This window comes from Nonomuraea sp. NPDC048901 (genome assembly GCF_040649695.1).
Lineage (GTDB): Bacteria > Actinomycetota > Actinomycetes > Streptosporangiales > Streptosporangiaceae > Nonomuraea.
In genome coordinates this window covers 335,572-354,288 of record NZ_JBEZFW010000002.1, presented here as the reverse complement: position 1 = coordinate 354,288, position 18,717 = coordinate 335,572, and the positions used below count along the sequence as shown (strand labels likewise).

The 18,717-nt window shown below is 71.4% G+C and carries 13 protein-coding genes; 8 read left to right on the top strand and 5 right to left on the bottom strand.

Features of this window, described 5'->3' with window-relative positions; genetic code table 11:
* Positions 1-22 precede the first annotated feature (22 nt).
* Entirely contained in the window at positions 23-1,255 is a 1,233-nt protein-coding gene (gene fabF, locus AB0C30_RS06660) for a beta-ketoacyl-ACP synthase II (RefSeq protein ID WP_357940357.1), read from the top strand.
* The gene (locus AB0C30_RS06655; RefSeq protein WP_357940355.1) at positions 1,256-2,680 is read left to right on the top strand and encodes a carboxyl transferase domain-containing protein; all 1,425 of its coding nucleotides are present in this window, start codon (positions 1,256-1,258) and stop codon (positions 2,678-2,680) included.
* Positions 2,681-2,880: 200 nt separating this feature from the next.
* Here AB0C30_RS06655 and AB0C30_RS06650 read toward each other — a convergent pair whose 3' ends face one another.
* Positions 2,881-3,375, bottom strand: coding sequence for a DUF3145 domain-containing protein (locus AB0C30_RS06650; RefSeq protein ID WP_357940353.1), 495 nt, complete (start codon positions 3,373-3,375; stop codon positions 2,881-2,883).
* Positions 3,376-3,550: 175 nt separating this feature from the next.
* Here AB0C30_RS06650 and AB0C30_RS06645 point away from each other — a divergent pair, with 175 nt between their 5' ends.
* From AB0C30_RS06645 to AB0C30_RS06630, 4 genes are all read left to right on the top strand, one after another.
* The gene (locus AB0C30_RS06645) at positions 3,551-4,564 is read left to right on the top strand and encodes a S8/S53 family peptidase (RefSeq protein WP_357940351.1); all 1,014 of its coding nucleotides are present in this window, start codon (positions 3,551-3,553) and stop codon (positions 4,562-4,564) included.
* A 74-nt stretch (positions 4,565-4,638) separates the two neighbouring features.
* Positions 4,639-5,175 carry a sigma-70 family RNA polymerase sigma factor gene (locus AB0C30_RS06640; RefSeq protein ID WP_357940349.1) on the top strand — a complete coding sequence of 179 codons (537 nt, stop codon included), beginning with the start codon at positions 4,639-4,641 and terminating at the stop codon, positions 5,173-5,175.
* The gene (locus AB0C30_RS06635) at positions 5,172-5,618 is read left to right on the top strand and encodes a hypothetical protein (protein ID WP_225288994.1); all 447 of its coding nucleotides are present in this window, start codon (positions 5,172-5,174) and stop codon (positions 5,616-5,618) included. The genes AB0C30_RS06640 and AB0C30_RS06635 overlap by 4 nt, the downstream gene beginning before the upstream one ends.
* Positions 5,619-5,688: 70 nt before the next feature.
* The gene (locus tag AB0C30_RS06630; protein WP_357940347.1) at positions 5,689-8,418 is read left to right on the top strand and encodes a CHAT domain-containing tetratricopeptide repeat protein; all 2,730 of its coding nucleotides are present in this window, start codon (positions 5,689-5,691) and stop codon (positions 8,416-8,418) included.
* On the opposite strand, the gene AB0C30_RS06625 is transcribed toward AB0C30_RS06630, so the two are convergent.
* From AB0C30_RS06625 to AB0C30_RS06615, 3 genes are all read right to left on the bottom strand, one after another.
* Positions 8,358-9,170 (bottom strand): sulfurtransferase, encoded by an 813-nt coding sequence (locus AB0C30_RS06625; protein WP_357940345.1) that lies wholly within the window; start codon positions 9,168-9,170, stop codon positions 8,358-8,360. The two genes, AB0C30_RS06630 and AB0C30_RS06625, sit on opposite strands and share 61 nt — an antisense overlap.
* Positions 9,171-9,201: 31 nt before the next feature.
* Positions 9,202-10,329: an alkaline phosphatase family protein gene (locus AB0C30_RS06620; RefSeq protein ID WP_357940343.1), complete on the bottom strand. Its 1,128-nt coding sequence runs from the start codon at positions 10,327-10,329 to the stop codon at positions 9,202-9,204.
* 732 nt (positions 10,330-11,061) lie between these two features.
* Positions 11,062-11,652, bottom strand: a complete 591-nt coding sequence (locus AB0C30_RS06615; RefSeq protein ID WP_225288990.1) for a DUF5998 family protein — start codon at positions 11,650-11,652, stop codon at positions 11,062-11,064.
* Positions 11,653-12,202: 550 nt separating this feature from the next.
* Here AB0C30_RS06615 and AB0C30_RS06610 point away from each other — a divergent pair.
* Positions 12,203-14,677, top strand: coding sequence for a hypothetical protein (locus AB0C30_RS06610; protein ID WP_357940341.1), 2,475 nt, complete (start codon positions 12,203-12,205; stop codon positions 14,675-14,677).
* Between the two features lie 43 nt (positions 14,678-14,720).
* Positions 14,721-15,689, top strand: a complete 969-nt coding sequence (locus AB0C30_RS06605) for a C39 family peptidase (RefSeq protein ID WP_357940339.1) — start codon at positions 14,721-14,723, stop codon at positions 15,687-15,689.
* 96 nt (positions 15,690-15,785) lie between these two features.
* Here the strand turns inward: AB0C30_RS06605 and AB0C30_RS06600 are convergent, their stop codons facing one another.
* Positions 15,786-18,551, bottom strand: a complete 2,766-nt coding sequence (locus tag AB0C30_RS06600) for a GNAT family N-acetyltransferase (protein WP_357940337.1) — start codon at positions 18,549-18,551, stop codon at positions 15,786-15,788.
* Positions 18,552-18,717: the final 166 nt, after the last annotated feature.

Genomic DNA, 18,717 nt, shown 5'->3' with positions numbered 1-18,717 from the left:
TGATCGACAAGGAGCGCGAAACGTGAGTGCAAACCGGGTACGTGTCGTGGTCACCGGGCTCGGCGCGACGACGCCCGTCGGTGGAGACGTCACCTCGACCTGGTCGGCGCTCCTCGCCGGTCAGTCGGGCGTCGAGACCATCAACGCGGACTGGATCGACACCGTCCCCGTGAAGTTCGCGGGGACGGCCGCCGTCGATCCGACCGAGGTGCTGCCCAGGCCCGAGGCCCGTCGCCTCGACCGCAGCGAGCAGCTGGCCATGGTCGCCGCTCGCGAGGCCTGGCAGGACGCGGGCGCCCCCGAGGTGGCGCCCGAGCGGCTCGGCGTCGTGGTGTCCTCCGGCATCGGCGGCATCACCACCACGCTGTCCGCCTACGACACCTACAAGGAGCGGGGCTGGAACCGGCTCTCGCCCTTCACCGTGCCGATGCTGATGCCCAACGGCCCGGCCGCCTGGATCGGTCTCGATCGCGGCGCCCAGGCCGGCGTGCACGCGACCGTGTCGGCGTGCGCGTCCGGCGCGGAGGCCATCGGCTACGCGATGGACATGATCAGGTCCGGCCGCGCCGACGTGGTGATCGCGGGCGGCACCGAGGCGGCGATCCACGGTCTCAACGTGGCCGCCTTCGCCGCCGCGCGCGCCATGTCCACCCGCAACGACGACCCCGCGGGCGCCTCGCGGCCGTGGGACCGCGATCGTGACGGGTTCGTGCTCGGCGAGGGCGCGGGCATCATCGTGCTCGAGTCCGAGGAGTACGCCCGTGCGCGCGGCGCGCGGATCTACGCCTACGCCTCGGGCGTCGGCTACTCCGCCGACTCCCACCACATCACCCAGCCCGAGCCGGAGGGCCGGGGCATCAGCATGGCGATGACCCAGGCGCTCACCGACGCGGGCATCACCGGCCAGGACGTCAAGCACGTCAACGCGCACGCCACCTCCACCCCGGCGGGCGACGTCATCGAGGTGCAGGCGGTGGCCAAGGCCATCGGCACGCACCCGCTGGTCACCTCGACCAAGTCCATGACCGGCCATCTGCTGGGCGGCGCGGGCGGCATCGAGTCGGTCTTCACGATCAAGGCGCTCCAGGAGCGCATCGTGCCGGCCACCATCAACCTGGACAACCTCGACGACGGCATCGAGGTGGACCTCGTCTACGGCGAGAACCGCCCGCTGCCGCAAGGCGACATCGCCGCGGTCAACAACTCGTTCGGATTCGGTGGTCACAACGTGGCAGTCGTGTTCAAGGGGGCTTAGATGACTGTGCTCGACAATCGAGTGGCGCCGCAGGAGTCCGATCAGGAGCCCGCCGATCCCCGCGATCCGGTCGTCAGGCTGACCGCGCTGCTCGACGAGGGCACGCTGCGGTTAATCACTCCTGAAGACAAGAGCGGCGTACTCGCCGCCATGGGCCGCGTCGAAGGTGTGCCCGTCGTCGCTTTCTGCAGTGACGCCCGCTTCCAGGGCGGCGCGATGGGCGGCGAGGGCTGCGAGCACATCGTGCACGCCTACGACGTGGCCGTCCGCGAACGGGTGCCGGTCATCGGGATCTGGCACTCCGGCGGTGCGCGACTCGCCGAAGGCGTCGAGTCGCTGCACGCCGTCGGCCGGGTCTTCGCCGCGATGACCAAGGCCTCGGGCGTGGTGCCGCAGATCTCCGTGGTCGTCGGGCCCGCCGCCGGTGGCGCCGCCTACGGCCCGGCGCTGACCGACCTGGTGATCCTGGCCGACTCCGGCCGCATCTTCGTCACCGGCCCCGACGTGGTCCGCAGCGTCACCGGTGAGGACGTCACCAGCGCCGCGCTGGGCGGCCCCGAGCCGCACAGCAAGCGCAGCGGCGTCGTGCACGTCGTCACCAAGTCCGAGACCGACGCGCTGCTGCGCGCCCGGCAGTTGGCCGTGCTCCTCGGCCACCAGGGCCGGGTGCGCACGACGGGCATCGACGAGGTCGACTTCTCCACGCTGCTGCCGGAGTCGGCGCGGCGGGCATACGACGTCAAGCCGCTGGTCAACGGCCTGCTCGACGAGCCGGGCATCGAGCTGCACCCCAAGTGGGCACCGAACATCGTCACGTCGCTGGGCCGCCTCGGTGGCCGGACGGTCGGCGTGATCGCCAACAACCCGATGCGGCTGGGTGGCTGCCTCGACGCCACGTCCGCCGAGAAAGCTGCCCGCTTCGTTCGTATGTGTGACGCTTTCGGCGTCCCATTGGTTGTCCTCGTCGACGTGCCCGGTTATCTCCCTGGTGTCGGGCAGGAGCACGACGGCGTGGTCCGCCGCGGCGCCAAGCTGCTGCACGCCTTCGCCGAGGCGTCGGTGCCGCGCGTCACGCTGGTCACGCGCAAGGCGTACGGCGGCGCGTACATCGCCATGAACTCCCGCGCGCTGGGCGCCACCAAGGTGTTCGCCTGGCCGACGACCGAGGTCGCGGTCATGGGCGCGGTCGCGGCGGTGCGCATCCTGAAGCGGCGCGAGCTGGCCGCGGCTCCCGAAGAGGAGCGGGCCGAGCTGGAGCAGCGGCTGGCCGAGGAGCACGAGAAGCTGGCCGGCGGGCTCGAGCGGGCGCGACAGCTGGGCGTGATCGACGAGGTCATCAAGCCGGAGGAGACCCGGGGGGCGATCGCCAAGGTCCTCGCTCAGGCCACCCCGGCCAGGGGCGCCCACGGGAACATCCCGCTGTAGCCGCCCCCGCGGTCACCTGAGTAGGGCCCCGCACCTCCTGGGTGCGGGGCCCTTTCACGTTCAGGCGGATGTTCCTCGGACGTTCTGGCGGGTGTCCCTCAGACGGGCGCTGGCGTGTGTGTGCCTCAGACGGGCGCTGGCGTGTGTGTGCCACAGGCGTTGTGGCGGTTGTGTGTGCTTCAGGCGGCCTCGTGCGGGTCTCAGACGGCGGCGTGCAGCCAGCGGACGGGCGCGCCGTCGCCGGCGTACCTGAACGGCTCCAGCTCCTCGTCCCACGGCCGGCCGAGCAGCTTGTCCAGCTCGTCCTCCAGCACCGCGCGCCCCTGGGCGGCCATCATCATCGCGGTGCGGAGCCGGTCCTCGGGGATCATGATGTCGCCCGCGGCCCCGACGACCGCGCTGAAGGCGCCGAGCGTCGGCGTATAGGCATGCCGGGACCCGTCGACACCCGGTGAGGCGTCCTCGGTGATCTCGAAGCGGATCCGCTGCCAGCCCATGAGGGAGGAGGTGATGGCCGCCGCGATGCCCGGACGACCCTCCCACTCCGCCTGCGCCCGCACGACATTGGGCGCAGCGGGTTGCGGCGTCCACGTCAGGTCCACGGGTACGCCAAGAACACCCGCGACCGCCCATTCGATATGAGGGCACAGCGCGGGCTGAGCTGAGTGGACGTAGAGCACGCCACAAGCAGACACCGGACCTCCCGATTCGGTACGAGGTGCGCCTTCCCCAACGGCCTCGCCCCGGGATGATCACAAGTGACTAGGGAGAGACTACCGTCGGTCGCTACTGCGCACCAGAGGGGGGCCATACCAACTTGGTGCCGCAGTGGCGTGTGACACGCGGGTGAGCGCGGAAAGATACCCGCTCATGGACATCCAATCTGTCGGCGAGTCGCTCATCCGGCCAGGTCAGATACTGACCGACCGGGGCGCGCTGTCCGCCGCGGCTCGCTGGACTCAGGCCGTCGCCGACGCCGACGGCGTCTGCGTGATCCACCTGTCACCCGGCGTCGACCCCATCGAGATCACCATGGATCTGCGGGAGCGCGGCTTCAGAGCCTCCCCCAACCATCTGCTCACGGGGCAGCCGCTGTTCTGGGGCGGGCCGGCGTCCCGGCCGTTCCCCACCTCGGCCGTGTCGTACAGACCGGGCAGAGCGCGCTCGGACGTCGTCGTGGGCCTGCTCGACACCGGGATCGCCCCGCACCCGTGGTGGGCCGACAGCGATTGGTACAAGGAGCAGCCCGGAGACGACGCCGAGATGCTCGAAGGCCCCCAGGCGGGCCACGGGACCTTCCTCGCCGGGCTGCTGCTGCGGCAGGCGCCGGGCGTGTCGCTGCGGGCGTGGCGGGTGCTCGACGGGCAGGGCGTCGGCGACGAGGCGGGCGTGGTCCGCGCCCTCAACCGGCTGCGCGAGCGCCCGCCGCAGGTCCTGAACCTGTCCTTCGGCTGCCACACCTTCGACGACCGGCCGCCGCCCCTCCTGGCCGACGCGCTGCGGAGCCTGACCGACACCGTCGCGGTGGCTTGCGCGGGCAACACCGCGAGCGAACGGCCGTTCTGGCCGGCCGCGCTGTCGGAGGTCGTCGGCGTGGGCGCGGTCGACGCGGCACAGGAGCACCGGGCGCCGTTCTCGGCCTACGGCTCCTGGGTCGACGCGTGCGCCCGTGGCGAGTGGCTGGCCAGCAGTTTCCTGGAGCGCGACGACTTCTCCGGCTACGCCGTCTGGAGCGGCACCTCCTTCGCCACGGCCCTGGTCGCGGGCGCCATCGCGAGCGCCGCCAAGGATCTGCCCGTCAAGGAGGCGGCCGGGCGAGTCCTTGACCCTGAGACGACCCGGCAAATTCCCGATCTGGGAGTTCTCATCAGGTCGAGTCTGTAGAGTTTACGCTCAGTCCTCGGCCAATCACGAGGAGGCAGGGTGGCCTCCTCGTCCGTCACGGCGAAGGAGGCCGCATGCACGAGCCACGCGATCCTGCGGAGCTGCTCAAGGCTGCGGCCGAAGACGACCACACGGCCTGGGATCAGCTTGAGTCCAGGTTCGGCTCGCGCATGTGGGCTGTCGCCCGCGCGTGCGGGCTGAACGAAGCCGACGCGGCGGACGCGGTCCAGGGTGCCTGGCTGCGGCTGCTCGAAAACCTCCACACCATCAGGGAACCATCAGGCGTCGGCGCGTGGCTGGCGACGACCACGCGTCGCGAGGCGCTTCTGATCATCAGGAAGGAACCACCCGGATTTCCCTCCTTCGACGTCGTACACGACCCTGATCCGGCGTCTGCCGTCCTGGAGGCCGACGGCAGGCACCTGCTTTGGAAGTCGGTCTCCGCCATGCACGAGCCTTGCCGTACCCTCCTCCAGCTGGTGGCGACGGATATGGGGAGCCAGCAGGTGGCGATGCGGCTCGGCATGCCCGTGGGCACCGTGGGTCCAACCAGGATCCGGTGCCTGGAAAAACTGCGCACCCTGCTCTCACTACAGGAGACGGTGCAATGATCAACGATGAGTATTTCCTGGCGGCTCTCCGGCTCGCCGCCGGGAGCGATCCGATCCCTGGGCATGTTTCCGCCGCCGCACGCGATGCCTTCGGACTCCGGGTCTCTCAAGCCGTTACCGCTCCGCCCGCCGACTGCGCCGCACCCCGTGGCGTACGAGGTGGCGACGGTCCCGGCATGATCCGTTTCGTCGCGGCCGGCCTCACCTTCGATCTGGAGGTGACGGTGGGCGACGGACTCATCGACGTCGCGGGACAAGTGTTCCCGCATCCCGGCGAGGGCAGCCACGTCGATGTGAGGACCCCGCATCTGACGCTCACCAGGCGTCTTGCGCGTTCGGGCCAGTTCGCGGTCACCGGCCTGCCTCCGGGCTGGCTCAGCGTGGTCTGCCACCGGCCCGGCTTCGCACCCGTCCAGACCAGGTGGGTGCGGATCCGCCCATGACCAGCCGGGAGCCAGGCACCGCGTCCCACCCCCTGGCTCCCAACCCCTCCTCTACGAAGCTCAAGGCGCCATGATCGCAACGTCGGACGACCGTTCCGCCCCCGACACCATCGGGCCGCTGGTGGTGGCGGCCGAGACGGCGGTGCTGCGTTCGGTGGTCGATCCCCAGCAGGCGCTGCACGCCGGGCGCACCGTCCTGGCCGCCGCCCGGGCGGCGGACTGCGCCGAAGCCGCGGTGGTCGCCCACAGAGCGATGGCCCTGGCCGCCCGCGAGCTCGGCGATCTCGAGGCCGCGGAAGACCACCTCCGGCTGGCCATCGGCACTCCCGGCGCCACGCGACAGCGTCTGGCCCAGGCCCGGCTGTCCTTGGTGACGGTACGCACCGAACGCGGCCATCCCCTGCAGGCGCTCCGGGTCGCCGCCCTGGCCTGGGCCTACCTCTCCCCGCTCGACCGGGCCAAGCTCGACACCCAGCGCGCCGTCGCGCTCGCCCACCTGGGCCGCTACCAGGAGGCCATCGCCTCGTGCGACCGCGCGCTCCAGGCGCTCGTGGCCGCGCCGGGCACCATCGACGACCGCCGCTTCCTGGCCGGCGGTTTGCTCAACCGCGGCCTCGTCCACGCTTACCGGAGCGACTGGGACGCCGCGACCCGCGACATCACCGCCTGCCTGGAGATCTCCCGTCACGCCAGGCTCGACCACCTGGCCCGCCTGGCCGCCGCCAACCTGCCCTTCCTCGCGGTCCGTCAGGGCGACATCACCGGAGCCTTCGCCCACTACCGGGCGGCCGAGAACACCCTGTTCGGCTTCCCCGAGCGGCTGGCCACGATGCGGGCCGACTTCGCCGGGGCCCTGCTCGCCGCGCACCTCCCCGGCGAGGCCAGAGCGCTGCTCAGCCTGGCCGTACCCGATCTGGAATCGTCGGCCGCGCTGGTGGCGCTGGCCGAGGCGCGGCTGAAGCTGGCCCAGGTGGAGCTGCTCACCGGCGACGCGCGCCGCGCGCTGGCCGTGGCCGAGCAGGCGGCGGTCGAGCTGGCCGAGCAGGACCGCCTCTCCTGGCTGCCGCTGGCCACGGAGGTGGTGCTGCGGGCCCGCCTCACGCTGGAGGGGTCCTCCCCGGAGCTGCTCGACCAGCTGATCGCGTGCGCCGACGACCTCGAGAACGGTCCCGCCTTCCTGGCCGGCGCCGCCGCGCTGCGCCTGGTGGCCGCGGAGGCGGCGCTGGCGCTCGACGACCACCCGACGGCGTCGGCGCAGCTGGCCCGCCTCACGGTGCACGCCCAGCGCGTCGAACGCTGGGTTCCCGCCGGGACCCGCCTCACGTCACTGGCCTCGGAGTTGCAGGCCAAGCACCTCGAGCAGGTGTCACAGATCCCGGTGCTGGTGCGTCAGCACGCCCTCGCGCTGGAGGCGGCGCTGCGGGAGGACGTCGCCCAGGCGTTCCGCGCGGTCCACGACGGGCTGGCCGACATGGGCGGCAGCATGGACTCCTTCGAGGATCCTTCGCTGCGGGCCCACGCGGCGCGGGCGGGTGAGCGGCTGGCGGCGTTCGGGCTGACGATGGCGGTGCGTGACGGGTGCCCCCGGGAGGTGTTCGACTGGGCCGAACGCTGGCGGGCGGTGGCCGCTCCCGCGCACGCCTGCGGGCTGGCCGATCCCGACGCCGTGCGGGCCGGGCTGGGCGGCGCGGCGCTGGTCGAGTTCGTCGTCGAAGGCTCCTCGCTGCTGGCCGTGCTGATCACCGGCGAACGGCTCACGCTGCGGCGGCTGGGCGATGTGCGGTCGATTCGCGAGGCGCTCGTCCGCCTGCGCTACGCACTGCGCCGGGCCGCGCTCGGCGACGGCGGCGCCGCCGCCGCGGCCCGGGTCGAGCCGGCCGCGGCGGAGCTCGAACGCCTGCTGCTCCGGCCCCTGCACACCGAGCTCGCCGACCGGCCACTGGTCCTGGTGCCCGCCGGCCCGCTGCACACGGTGCCGTGGGGGGCGCTGCCGAGCCTGCGTGATCGGCCGGTGTCCGTGGCCGCGAGCGCGTCCGCCTGGCTGGCGGCCGGGCGGCGCGCCACCGTACCCGCCGAACGGCCCGTGATGATCGCCGCGGCCGGGCCGGGGCTGGCGCACGCGCGCGCTGAGGTCGCACAGGTGCTCGCCTGTCATCCCGGGGGACGCGAGGTGCCCGCCCGATCCGGGGCCGTGCTGGCGGCGCTGACCAGCGCCGACGTGCTGCATCTGGCGGCGCACGGGGTGTTCCACGCGCGTAGCCCGCTGCTGTCGGGCATCACGCTCTCCGACGGGCAGCTCATGGCGTACGACCTGCTCGGGCTGTCCCGGACGGCCGGGCTCGTGGTGCTGTCGGCGTGCGACTCGGGGATGGCGCACACGCCCACGGACGGAGCACCGCTCGGGCTGGCCGGAACGTTCCTGGCCAGGGGTACGTCCTGCGTCGTCGCGGGAATGGTGCCGGTGCGCGACGAGGAGGCGTTGGCGGTGATGTCCGCCTTCCACAGGCTCCTCGCCGAGGGCCAGGCTCCCGCCTCGGCCCTGGCATCGGCCTCGGCCAAGACGGGAGTGCTCGGCTTCGTGTGCTTCGGCGCGGGAAACCGGCGGTTCACCAGGGGCCGGGCAGGGGCTCAGCGCGCCGGGGACCGGGCGGGAGCTCAGCCGGTGACGACCGACGCCGGCGCTCAGCCGATGGCGATCGGCGCTCAGCCGGCGGCGGAGGCTCAGCCGGTGGCGGAGGCTCAGCCGGTGGCGATCGGCCGGGTGGGGTCGGCGACCCACTCCGACCATGAGCCCACGTAGAGCGCCGCGGGCAGGCCCGCCACCTCCATGGCCAGCAGCTCGTGCGCGGCCGTGACGCCGGAGCCGCAGTAGGCTCCGGCCGGCACCCCCGCACCCACCCCGAGGGCGGCGAACCGCTCGCGCAGGTCGGCCGCGGGACGGAACCGGCCGTCGGGGCCGATGTTCTCCGTGGTCGGCGCGCTGACGGCACCGGGCACGTGCCCGGCAACGGGGTCGATCGGCTCCACCTCACCTCGATAACGCTCACCCGCCCGCGCGTCCAGCAGCACTCCCGATGTCGCGAGCGCCCCGGCCTCGGCGGCGCTCAGCAGTGGCATCCCGCCCGGCCTGGCGACGAAGTCACCGGGCGCCACCTCGGGCGTCTCCTTGACGACCGGCAAACCCGCGTCGGCCCAGGCGGACAGGCCGCCGTCCAGCACCCGGACGTCTGGGTGACCGAAGTAACGCAGCGTCCACCAGGCCCGCGCGGCGGCCATCGAGCCCGTGTCGTCGTAGACGACCACCGGCCGTTCGCCGGACACCCCCAGCCGCCGCATCGCGCTCTCGAAGTCGTCCGGCTCCGGCAGCGGATGCCGCCCGGCCGTTCCGGCCGGCGCGGCGAGGTCGGCGTCGAGGGCGCAGAAGACGGCGCCCGGCAGGTGCCCCTCGGCATACATCTCGATCCCCGGCGGGCCGCCGAGCCGCCACCGCACGTCGAGCAGGGTCACGCCGTCCAGCGCGGCGAGCTCCTCGGGCGTGATCAACGGGCTCATCGGGTGCTCACCTCAGTTGCCATGAATGACCTCATCGGCTGCTTACCTCCAAGAGTGGTACGTGCTGTTCGGCCGTCGTCATCGAACCGTGGTAGCCGGTGAACAGCGCCTCGATCGGATGCGCGGTCGGCGCGGTGAGCGCCAGGTCAGCGTACGGGACGGCCACGACGTCGCCGATGCGCTCCAGCCATTCGGACCGCACGCGCGGCCCGAACCAGCCGGACTCGACCGCCTCCTGCCTCGACACCACCCATGCCCTGCCCGCCAGGGTCTCACGCCACGCGTCGAGCACCTCGGAGGCGGCGCCCGGCTCGGCGTACACGTGCCTGGCCCGCGCCTCCCCGCCGAGCATCGCCACGCCCCGGCTCAGCGCCGGGTCGGCCTCGGCGTCGACCTTGTCGGTCACGTTGACCATGCCGTGGTCGGCGGTGATGTAGAGGGCGGAGCCGGCAGGCAGGTCCGCGGCCATGCGCTCGGCCATCCGGTCGACGATTTCCAGCTGGTCGAGCCACTCCTCGCTGCCCCAGCCGGTCATGTGGCCCATCGCGTCGAGGTCGCCGTAGTAGACGGTGACGTGGGCTCTCGGCTCGGCCATCGCCGCGCGTACCCTGGCCACGCGCTCGTCGACGCTGTCGGCGGCCAGGTAGCGCACACCGCGGTAGACGGCCTCGGTCAGGCCGCTCCCCTCGAACTGGGCCGGAGCCACATAACTCGGCACGATCCCCGCGGCGGCGGCGCGCTGGAAGACGGTCTCGGCGGGCTGCCATCGGCTCGGCTCCATGAAGGCGCCGCCGGGCAGCGTCCAGCGCAGGCAGTTGAACAGGTGCCCGGCGCCCGGCACGGCCAGCATCAGACCCAGCATGCCGTGCTCACCGGGCGACACACCGGTGCCCAGCGAGCACAGGCTGGTGACGGTGGTGGCGGGGAACCCGGCGGTGAGCGTGGTCCGGGTGGCGGCGGCGAGGAAGGGCGCCCGGTCGGCGTGCGCTTGGAGCAGCTCGTCACCGAGCCCGTCCACGAGGAACAGGCAGACGCGGTCGGCGGGGGCGAGCTGGAGGGTGTTCGGCTCGGCCATGCCCAGCGCCGCGAGCAGCGCCCCGGGCAGCTCGGCCAGCGACGCGGTGCCGTAGCTGGGAATCAGTGGCGCGTATCCGCCCATGACGCTCCATTCCGTTCGTCCGACAACTCGATCACATGATCGCCGCCAAACCCGCTTGGTCGCCGCAAACCCAAAAGCGGATCTTGTTGTACGGCACCGCCAAGTAGGCGCAACCCGCCACACGTGGCTGAGGGCCTCCAGGAAAACGGCCGCTGAGCCCGGCGGGCGGTCTCTCCAACAGACCCCCTCCATCCGTTACGGCAAGCCGCACCCACCGCCACCCACCACACATGGCTAGGGGCCTCCAGGGAAACGGCCGCTGAGCCCGCACATGGCTGGGCGACGTTACGTGCGTATTCTTGGCCGTCTTCTTCGCTTGATCGGCTGGGCGCCGTACATATGGTGCGGGACTGTTCGTGAGGAATGTCCGGCTGGAGCGGCGCGCTCAAGCGCGGCCGCATGGGCACCGCGGATCCGGTAGATCCGGTGGTCGCGGCAGATTTGGTGAACGCGGCAGATCCGGTGGATCCGGTGGACGCGGTGGACGCGGTGGATCCCGTAGATGGTGTGGGCCAGTTGGGGCAGCCACCATCGCAGGCGCACGGCCGCCGTGGGCCGGACGCCGCCGCCGGGACGCTAGTAGCTGGGCGTGGCTCATCGACCCCGCCCGAGAGCGCCGTGCGCTGTCGCCGAGGTTCCCTCCTGGGCGTGGTCCCATGGACCGGAGTGCGCGTTGTCTGCATGCCTCTTGCCCTGGTGGCGCCGAGAGGGTGGGCGCCTGGGAGTGGTTTGTCAGGTCGTGGCGCGGGCGGTGGCCTCGGAGAGGGACTTGGAGAAGGCGAGGACGTGGTTGACCGCGTCGGGGCCGTCGGCCGCCTCGCTCACCCGGAGCGAGAGGTCGTCCGCGGTGATGGCGCCCGTGTAGCCGTGGTCGGCCTCGCAGTTCTCGTCGCCGCAGGTGGCCGGCTCAAGATCGACGTGGGAGATGGCGCCCCAGCCGATCGTGAGCGTGACCTCCGTGGGAGGGACGCCGGGCACGTAGGAGGCGGGGTCGGGGACGACACGGGTGACCGCCACCGACTGGACGCGGCTCAGGCGCACCGCCTCCGTCGTCGTGGAGGCGTGTGAGGTCGAGACGCCTTCCACCGCCGGGTGTTCGTCGGTGTGGCAGACCAGCAGCCTCGTCGTCGACAGCACCAGGACGGTGACGTGCCTGCGCACTTCCATCGCGGGATCGAAGGTGGCCTCATGATGGACCACGAAAGCGGTCACAGCCTCCTTGCCCAGCGCGGATTCGACCGCATCGGTGACGAGGTCGGGGTAGTAGCCGCTGCGCTCGATCGCTTCACGCAGGCCCGCGGCTGAGACTCGGGTTTCCCTCATGGGTCCATCCTGCCAGGACCGCGCAGTGCACTCACCCACCAGACATAACGCTCTATAACGTCTTTTATCCGTTATCTACGCGTACGGCCATGCGCAATTACCGGACGTGCCATTGCGCCTCATCACTGTCGCCGTGCCGACCACTCGAGTGACAAATGGTGAAATTTCATAGAAATGAGGTTTGGCGGCCCTCCGAGAACCACCGTCCAGCCGAACGCCTGGGGGTCCCAAGTTCGCGAACAGTGAAACGATCACAAGCTCTCAGAAGCGGCCAGTTACGGTCAAGACCCAAATTTTCCCGCAACGAGTCATCTCCATAGCAGAGCACGCTGGGTCCTATTGACGAGGCCTGCGCCAAAAGTTACGGTCAGGGCCGAAACCGAGCATAATCGAACACGCTCGCTGGAGGTACGGACATGACGCGATCCCCTCTGGTAACCCTGGCCGGGTTCATCCCACGCTTGTCATCACCGCCACTGCCTGAGGTCGACGGCCGGAACCCGGCCGGACTCAGGCCCGATGAGCGCCGTCTCGCCGCGAAGGGGACGTTATGAGGCGCCTGCTGGCAGGGGCGCTGTCGGCGGCTCTGCTGGCGGCGCTGCTCACCGTCCCGCTCGCGCCGGCGCAGGCCGCCGATCTGCGGATCGTCAACGGCGGTTTCGACGACGGACTGACCGGGTGGAGTGGATCGCACAGCCCGGGCGGTGTCACGGCCGTGACCTGGGACGGCCGCAGCACGGCGCGCGTCGCCGACGCCGAGCCGGGCAACGCGTACGGCAGGGAGAGCCTGCCGGGCCTGCCCGCCACCGCAGGTACGCGCTACACCGCCTACGCCCAGGTCTGGGCCGACAGCGGTAGCGCCGAGCTGTACCTGCGCTTCAGGGGAACCTCGGGCCAGCTCCTCGGCAGCGCGAACGCCTCGGTCACGGGCAAGCGGTGGAACGACGTCACGGCCTCCGGCGTCGCGCCCGCCGGCACGGCCTCGGTCTCGGCGCTCATCTACTCGGGCGTCGCCAATGTGGGCACCGCCTACTGGGACGAGGTGCTGATCACCAAGGACACGACCGATCTCGGCGTGCAGCTCGAGAGCAGCGTGCCCAACGCCACCACGTTCGCGGGCGGCGACGCGTACGCGATCTACACCGGCACCGCGGACGCCAACCCGCAGCTCGCGGAGATCGACCTGGCCACCGAGAAGGTGACCAAGAAGATCACGATCCCGGACAGCGCCGCCACGCCCACGGTCGGCGGCTGGGCGGCGACCACGGCCACCGACGGCAGCGTCTACCTCGGCACCTACCCCAACTCCAAGCTCTACCGGCACATCCCCGGCCAGACGACGGTGACCGACCTCGGCAGGGCGGAGGGCGGCTACTCCTTCATCTGGGACCTGGAGGCGGGAGCGGGCGGGAAGGTCTACGGCGGCACCTACAACGACGGCCGCTACTTCAAGTACGACAACGGCGCCTTCACCACGATCGGCAGCGTGCCCATCGTGGCCGGTGCGCAGTACGTGCGCAGCCTCGCCCACGACCCGGTCGCCAACGCCACCTACCTGGGCACGGGGACGAACGCCGCGCTGGTCAGGTTCGACAACGTCACAGGGCGGACCGACAGCCTCCTGCCCGCCGCCTACGCGGACAACTCCATGGTGGGCGGCCTCACCTGGACAGGGGGCAGGCTGTTCGCCTGGATCGACCGTACGCTGCTCGTCCTGCAGATCATCAAGAACGCCGACGGCTCCTACCGGGCCGTCACCGACGCCACGATCACCGATGTGGACCTGCACCACTCACCGGCCGCCGACGGCAAGGTCTGGCTGGTCAAGGACGGCCTGCTGCAGTCCTACGATCTGGCTGCCAAAACCGTGCGGGCGACGACCGTACAGCCCGGCTTGGACGTCACCGGCTACACCTGGGCGGACGGCACGCTCATCGGTCTCGGCGCGGCCGGCGACGGCACCAGGATCTTCAAGTACGCGCCCGCGACCGGTCAGTGGAGCAGCCGGGTCGTCGGCGGCACCCCGGTCCTGCCCGCCGCGATCAACGCGCTCGGCGCCGGACCCGACGGGAAGATCTACACCGGCGGCTACCTGACGGGTGGCACCGGCGTGTACGACCCGCTGCGCGGCGACGCCGACGACGGCAGCCCGGACACGCCCACCCGTACCGGACTCAGCCAGACCGACAGCCTGCTGGCCCACGACGGGCGGCTCTACATCGGCGCCTATCCCTCGGCCAAGCTCTACAGCTACGACCCGGCGGGGCCGTGGCCGCCCACGCTCAGGTACACCGGCGGCGCGGTGGGCGACAAGGCCGACGACTGCGAGCCCGGTAACGGGCCGCCGCCGCAGGACCGCCCGTACGCGCTGGCCGGCGGCCCCGACGGCACGGTGTACATGGGCACGGTGCCCAAGTACGGCAAACGCAGCGGCGCGCTCACCATCTGGAAGGACGGCACGGCGGGCCGGACCGTGTGCGTGGTGCGGGACCAGGCCGTCGTCTCGCTGGCCTACGCGGGCGGCAAGGTGTTCGGCGGCACCTCCACGCGCGGGGCGCTGGGCGTCGACCCCGTCTACGCCCCGGGAGCCTCGGCCACCCTGTTCTCCTACGATCCCGCGACCGGCGCCGTACGCACCCACCCGCTGCCGCTGACCGCGCCCAAGGCCGTGACAGCCCTCACCGAGGTGGACGGCGGGCTCTGGGGCCTGGCCGGTGGGTCGCTGTTCACGCTCGACCCGGCCAGCCCCGACGCGATCACCGTGAAAAGGCTGTTCGCCGACCCCGACTACACCGCCAAACCCAGCCTGGCCTGGCGCGATGGGGTTTTGCTGACCGTGGACAAGGATCCGGGCGGTGTGTACGGCACCTCAGGCGACCAGCTCTTCCGGATCGACAAGTCGACCAAGGCCATGACGGTGCTGCTGACCGACCCGGGGATGGAGGGACTGACGGCTGACAGGTTCGGCAACCTCTATTACAAGATCAACGAACGGCTGCACAGGCTCACGGTGACGGCGCCATAACCGATCTCCCCCAGCACCACGTCCCAGAGAAGGACTTGAGCCCGTGAAAAGACTGCTTTCGGCGTTACTCTCGCTGCTGGCAGGCGTGGCACTCGCGGTGGTCGCCGTGCCCGCCCTCCCCGCCCAGGCCGGAATCTGGCATGAGTATCCGTCCGCGGCCAACAGAACCTGCAATGACACCCAGACGTACAACGGGACCGCCTACCAGGTGTGCCTGGAGTTCAACGCCCCCCGTACGCAGGTACGCGCGGTGGCCTTCATCAACCCCGGCGCGTACACCAACTTCCAGGTCAACCTGACCCTGAAGTTCGGCGGGGGCGGCCCGACCATCGCCGATTCGTGCCCGACGATGACCACGAACGCCAGCCGGGCCTGCTACACGGCGTTCACCGATCTCAGACGTCCCTACGCCGTCGCCGATGCCACCTTCGGCATCGCCGGAACCTGGCGGCCGACCGTCCGGGCCCTGGATATGAGGCTTTCGCTCAAGCAACAGGAGAAGTCGAACTGGTGCGGGCCCGCCGCCGTGCAGATGACGCTCGCCACGATGGGCTACTCGGCTCCGCCGCAGTCCGAACTGGCCGACAAGCTGGGCACCGACGAGGCGATCTACGGCATCACCTGGCCGGGACGGATCCCGGGCGTCATCAACCAATACCTGTCGGCCTCTGACTGGCAGTACTCGTTCGAAGGGCTGGACGTCAGCATCGACCAGACCCGCAAGATCGTCTTCGACCGGATCATCACCTCCCTGTCCCGCGGCAATCCAGTGATGATCATCGTGAAACCCGGCGCGTTGCCGTGGAACAACCAGGCCTCTCTGTTGCGGCACTACCTCGTCATTCACGGATACGGCGGCTTTTACACCGACGGGTCCTTCTATCCCACGACGTTCAAGGTCGCCGACCCGGCGGACGCGAGCGAACACTCCATCGACGCGCTGAACCTCGTCCTGGACAACGCGGGCACGGCGTGGAACTGGATCGACAACGTCGCGATCGTGCACGGCTGACCGAGCCCTTGGCCGCCCTCGGGCTCTCCGAGGGCGGCGGACGGTTTCGGGGAGGTGGACGGCCCGTCCGCCTCCCCGAAGGCCGAGCAGGGACGATCAGGCCAGCCTGCGGGGGCCGCCGTCCGGGCGGGGGCCCGGTGGGGTGCGGATCGTGGCGCGGGCGCCCAGGATGATGACGCCCTCCCGGCCCACCAGCACCTGGTCGAGCTCGAGACGGGCCACCTCCGGCAGGTCGTTGGCCAGGCGGCCCACCCTGACCAGGAGGTCCTCCAGGGCGTCGACCGCGACAGGCGGGTAGCCGTACTCGCCGAACAGCAGCGGGGCCCCGCGGACCGAACGCACCAGCCCGGCGGCGTCCTCGCCCGTCAGTGGTGCGAGCCGGAAGCCCTGGTCGAGGAGGAGTCGCGCCGTCACCTCGCCCAGCCCGAACGACACGACGGGGCCGAACGCCGGGTTCTCGGTGACACTCACCACGGTCGGTACGGCGGGCTGCGGCGCCATCCGCTGGACCGCCAGCTCCACGTCCTCGCCGAACTGGGCGACGAACTCGGCGTGGGCATGCCGCACGCTGTCAGGCCCCGCGAGCCCGAGGCGTACGGTCCCGGCCCGGCGGGCGGCCTCGGCGCCGGCCACCTTGAGCACCACCGGCCAGCCCAGCCGTTCGGCGGCCACCACCGCCTCGTCCGGGGATCGCACCACCTCGGCCGGCCAGACGCTCAGCCCGTAGCAGGCGAGCAGCTCGGCGACGTCGGCGGCGTCGGCCTCGACCGGCGGGCCGGGCTCGGCGAAGAAGCTCCGCGCGGCCGCGGAAGACGCGGAAGCAGAAGCAACGGAGGCGGAAGACGCGGAGGCGGACGCCGCAGAAGCGGGTGCCGTGGATACGGAAGCCGCGTCATCGGCCGGGGCAGTGGTGGTGGTGGCCTGGTGGAGGGCGTGGTGGATCAAAGTGCGGGCGCGCTGAGAGTCGATGTCCGGGAGTTCGGGGGGTGGTAGTGACGGCTGGGCGCGCCATCTCGCGTAGCGGACCACGTACTCCAGTGCCCTGACCGCCTCCTCCGGCGCCGCGTACGACGGGATGGACCCCCGCGAGGGCACCGAGCCCACCAGCAGGTCGGGGTGCATGCCGAGATGCCCCTGGAAGGTGGCGAGCACCGGCTTGGCCGAGTCCCGCGACACCCGCAGCAGCTCGGCCGCGACCGCCGAGTCCTCGCCGGGGATCGGCGGCATGTAGATCACCACCACCGCGTCCACCGACGGCGAGTCGAGCCGGTCCGCGAGGGCCGTACCGAAGGCGACGGCCCCGGCGCCCGCCCCCAGGTTGACCGGCGGCAGGGGCTCCAGGCCCGCGGCGACGCAGGCGTCGGCGGCGAGCAGGCCCAGGGCGTCGGAGTTGGTGACCAGCCCGACCCGAGGACCGGCGGGCAGCGGCTGATAGGCCAGGAGCTGGCCCACGTCGAACAGCTGGATGAGGTCGTCCACCCGGATCAGCCCCGCCTGCGAGAACAGCGAGCTGACCGCCGAGTCGGGCAGCCCGAGCGCCTCGGCGGAGTGACCGGCGGGCGTGCCGCCGCTCTTGACGACCACGATCGGCTTGCTGCGGGCCAGGCGCCTGGCAAGGCGGGTGAACTTGCGTGGATTGCCCAGTGACTCCAGGTAGAGCAGGATCACCTCGGTCGAGGCGTCCTCCTCCCAGTATTGGAGCAGGTCGTTGCCCGACACGTCGGCCCGGTTACCCGCCGAGACGAACGACGAGATGCCCATCCCCCGCTGCGCCACCCGCTGGAGCAGGGCGGTGCCGAGCGCGCCCGACTGGCTGAAGAAGCCGACCCGGCCCCGGCCCGGCACGGTCGCGGCGAGCGTGGCGTTGAGCTTGACGGCCGGGTCGGTGTTGGCGATGCCGAGGCAGTTGGGCCCGACCACGCGCAGGCCGTACGCGCGCGCGATGCGGGCCAGCTCGTCCTGCCGCTCACGGCCCTCGGCGCCCGTCTCGCCGAACCCGGAGGAGACCACGACCAGCCCGTGCACGCCCTTCTCCGCGCATTCCTTGACCACCTCGATGACGCCGGAGGCGGGCACTGCCACCACGGCCAGGTCCACCTGGTCGTCGATGGCGCCCACGCTCGGATAGGCGCGTACGCCCGCCATGGCGCGTACCTCACGGTGAACCGGATAGACGGGACCGCTGAAGTCGGCGGCGAGCAGGTTGCGCAGCACGGTGTGACCGACTCCCCCCGGCTCGCGCGAGGCGCCGATGACCGCCACCGAGCCGGGCGCGAGCAGGCGAGCGATGGACCTGGCCTCGGCGCGGTGTTCGCGGGCGGTCGTCACCTCGGTCGAGGTCTGCGTGGGGGTGAGGTCGAGCGTCATGCGGACGACACCGTCGGCGAAGGAGCTCTCGGCCGTGTATCCGGCCTGGCGCAGGACGCCCATCATCTTCATGTTGGCCGGGAGCACGTCGGCGACGAAGCGCTCGATGCCGCGTTCGCGGGCCGTGGCGGCCAGGTGCTCCAGCAGCACCGAGGCCACTCCCCTGCCCTGGTGGGCGTCCTCGACGAGGAAGGCCACCTCGCCCTCACCGGGCCCCGTCTTGTCGTAGCGGATCACGGCCACCATCTCGGTGCCGATGGTGGCGATCAGCGCGACCCTGTCGACGTAGTCGACGGTGGTGAACCACGAGACCTCCTTGTCGGAGAGCCGTGGCCTGGGGCCGAAGAAGCGGAAATAGATGGATTCGTCGGAGAGGCGGGAGTAGAAGGCGCGCAGTCTGTCGGCGTCGGCGGGCTTGATGGGACGCACATGGGCGGTGCCGCCGTCCGCCAGGACGACGTCGGCCTCCCAGTGAGCCGGGTACGGAGCCTCCACAGTCCCGAGCGTAGACCCGTGTCCCGAATGCCACGCCCGGCAGGGCCTATTGGGCAACGCTTGTGCATCGACTGCCCCCCTGTGTCCGGGGTCCGCCCCACGGGTAGGCCGGAAGCTGTTAGTTTTGCCGTGGCCAGGCTCGTTCTGAAGGCAGCAAGGTGGTGGC

What these genes read in the sequence shown, in the direction of transcription:
- AB0C30_RS06615 (WP_225288990.1), bottom strand. Translation starts at nt 11,652, where the DNA reads ATGAGGGAAACCCGAGTCTCAGCCGCGGGCCTGCGTGAAGCGATCGAG.
- AB0C30_RS06640 (WP_357940349.1), top strand. Translation starts at nt 4,639, where the DNA reads ATGCACGAGCCACGCGATCCTGCGGAGCTGCTCAAGGCTGCGGCCGAA.
- AB0C30_RS06635 (WP_225288994.1), top strand. Translation starts at nt 5,172, where the DNA reads ATGATCAACGATGAGTATTTCCTGGCGGCTCTCCGGCTCGCCGCCGGG.
- AB0C30_RS06630 (WP_357940347.1), top strand. Translation starts at nt 5,689, where the DNA reads ATGATCGCAACGTCGGACGACCGTTCCGCCCCCGACACCATCGGGCCG.
- AB0C30_RS06620 (WP_357940343.1), bottom strand. Translation starts at nt 10,329, where the DNA reads ATGGGCGGATACGCGCCACTGATTCCCAGCTACGGCACCGCGTCGCTG.
- AB0C30_RS06655 (WP_357940355.1), top strand. Translation starts at nt 1,256, where the DNA reads ATGACTGTGCTCGACAATCGAGTGGCGCCGCAGGAGTCCGATCAGGAG.
- AB0C30_RS06610 (WP_357940341.1), top strand. Translation starts at nt 12,203, where the DNA reads ATGAGGCGCCTGCTGGCAGGGGCGCTGTCGGCGGCTCTGCTGGCGGCG.
- AB0C30_RS06625 (WP_357940345.1), bottom strand. Translation starts at nt 9,170, where the DNA reads ATGAGCCCGTTGATCACGCCCGAGGAGCTCGCCGCGCTGGACGGCGTG.
- AB0C30_RS06645 (WP_357940351.1), top strand. Translation starts at nt 3,551, where the DNA reads ATGGACATCCAATCTGTCGGCGAGTCGCTCATCCGGCCAGGTCAGATA.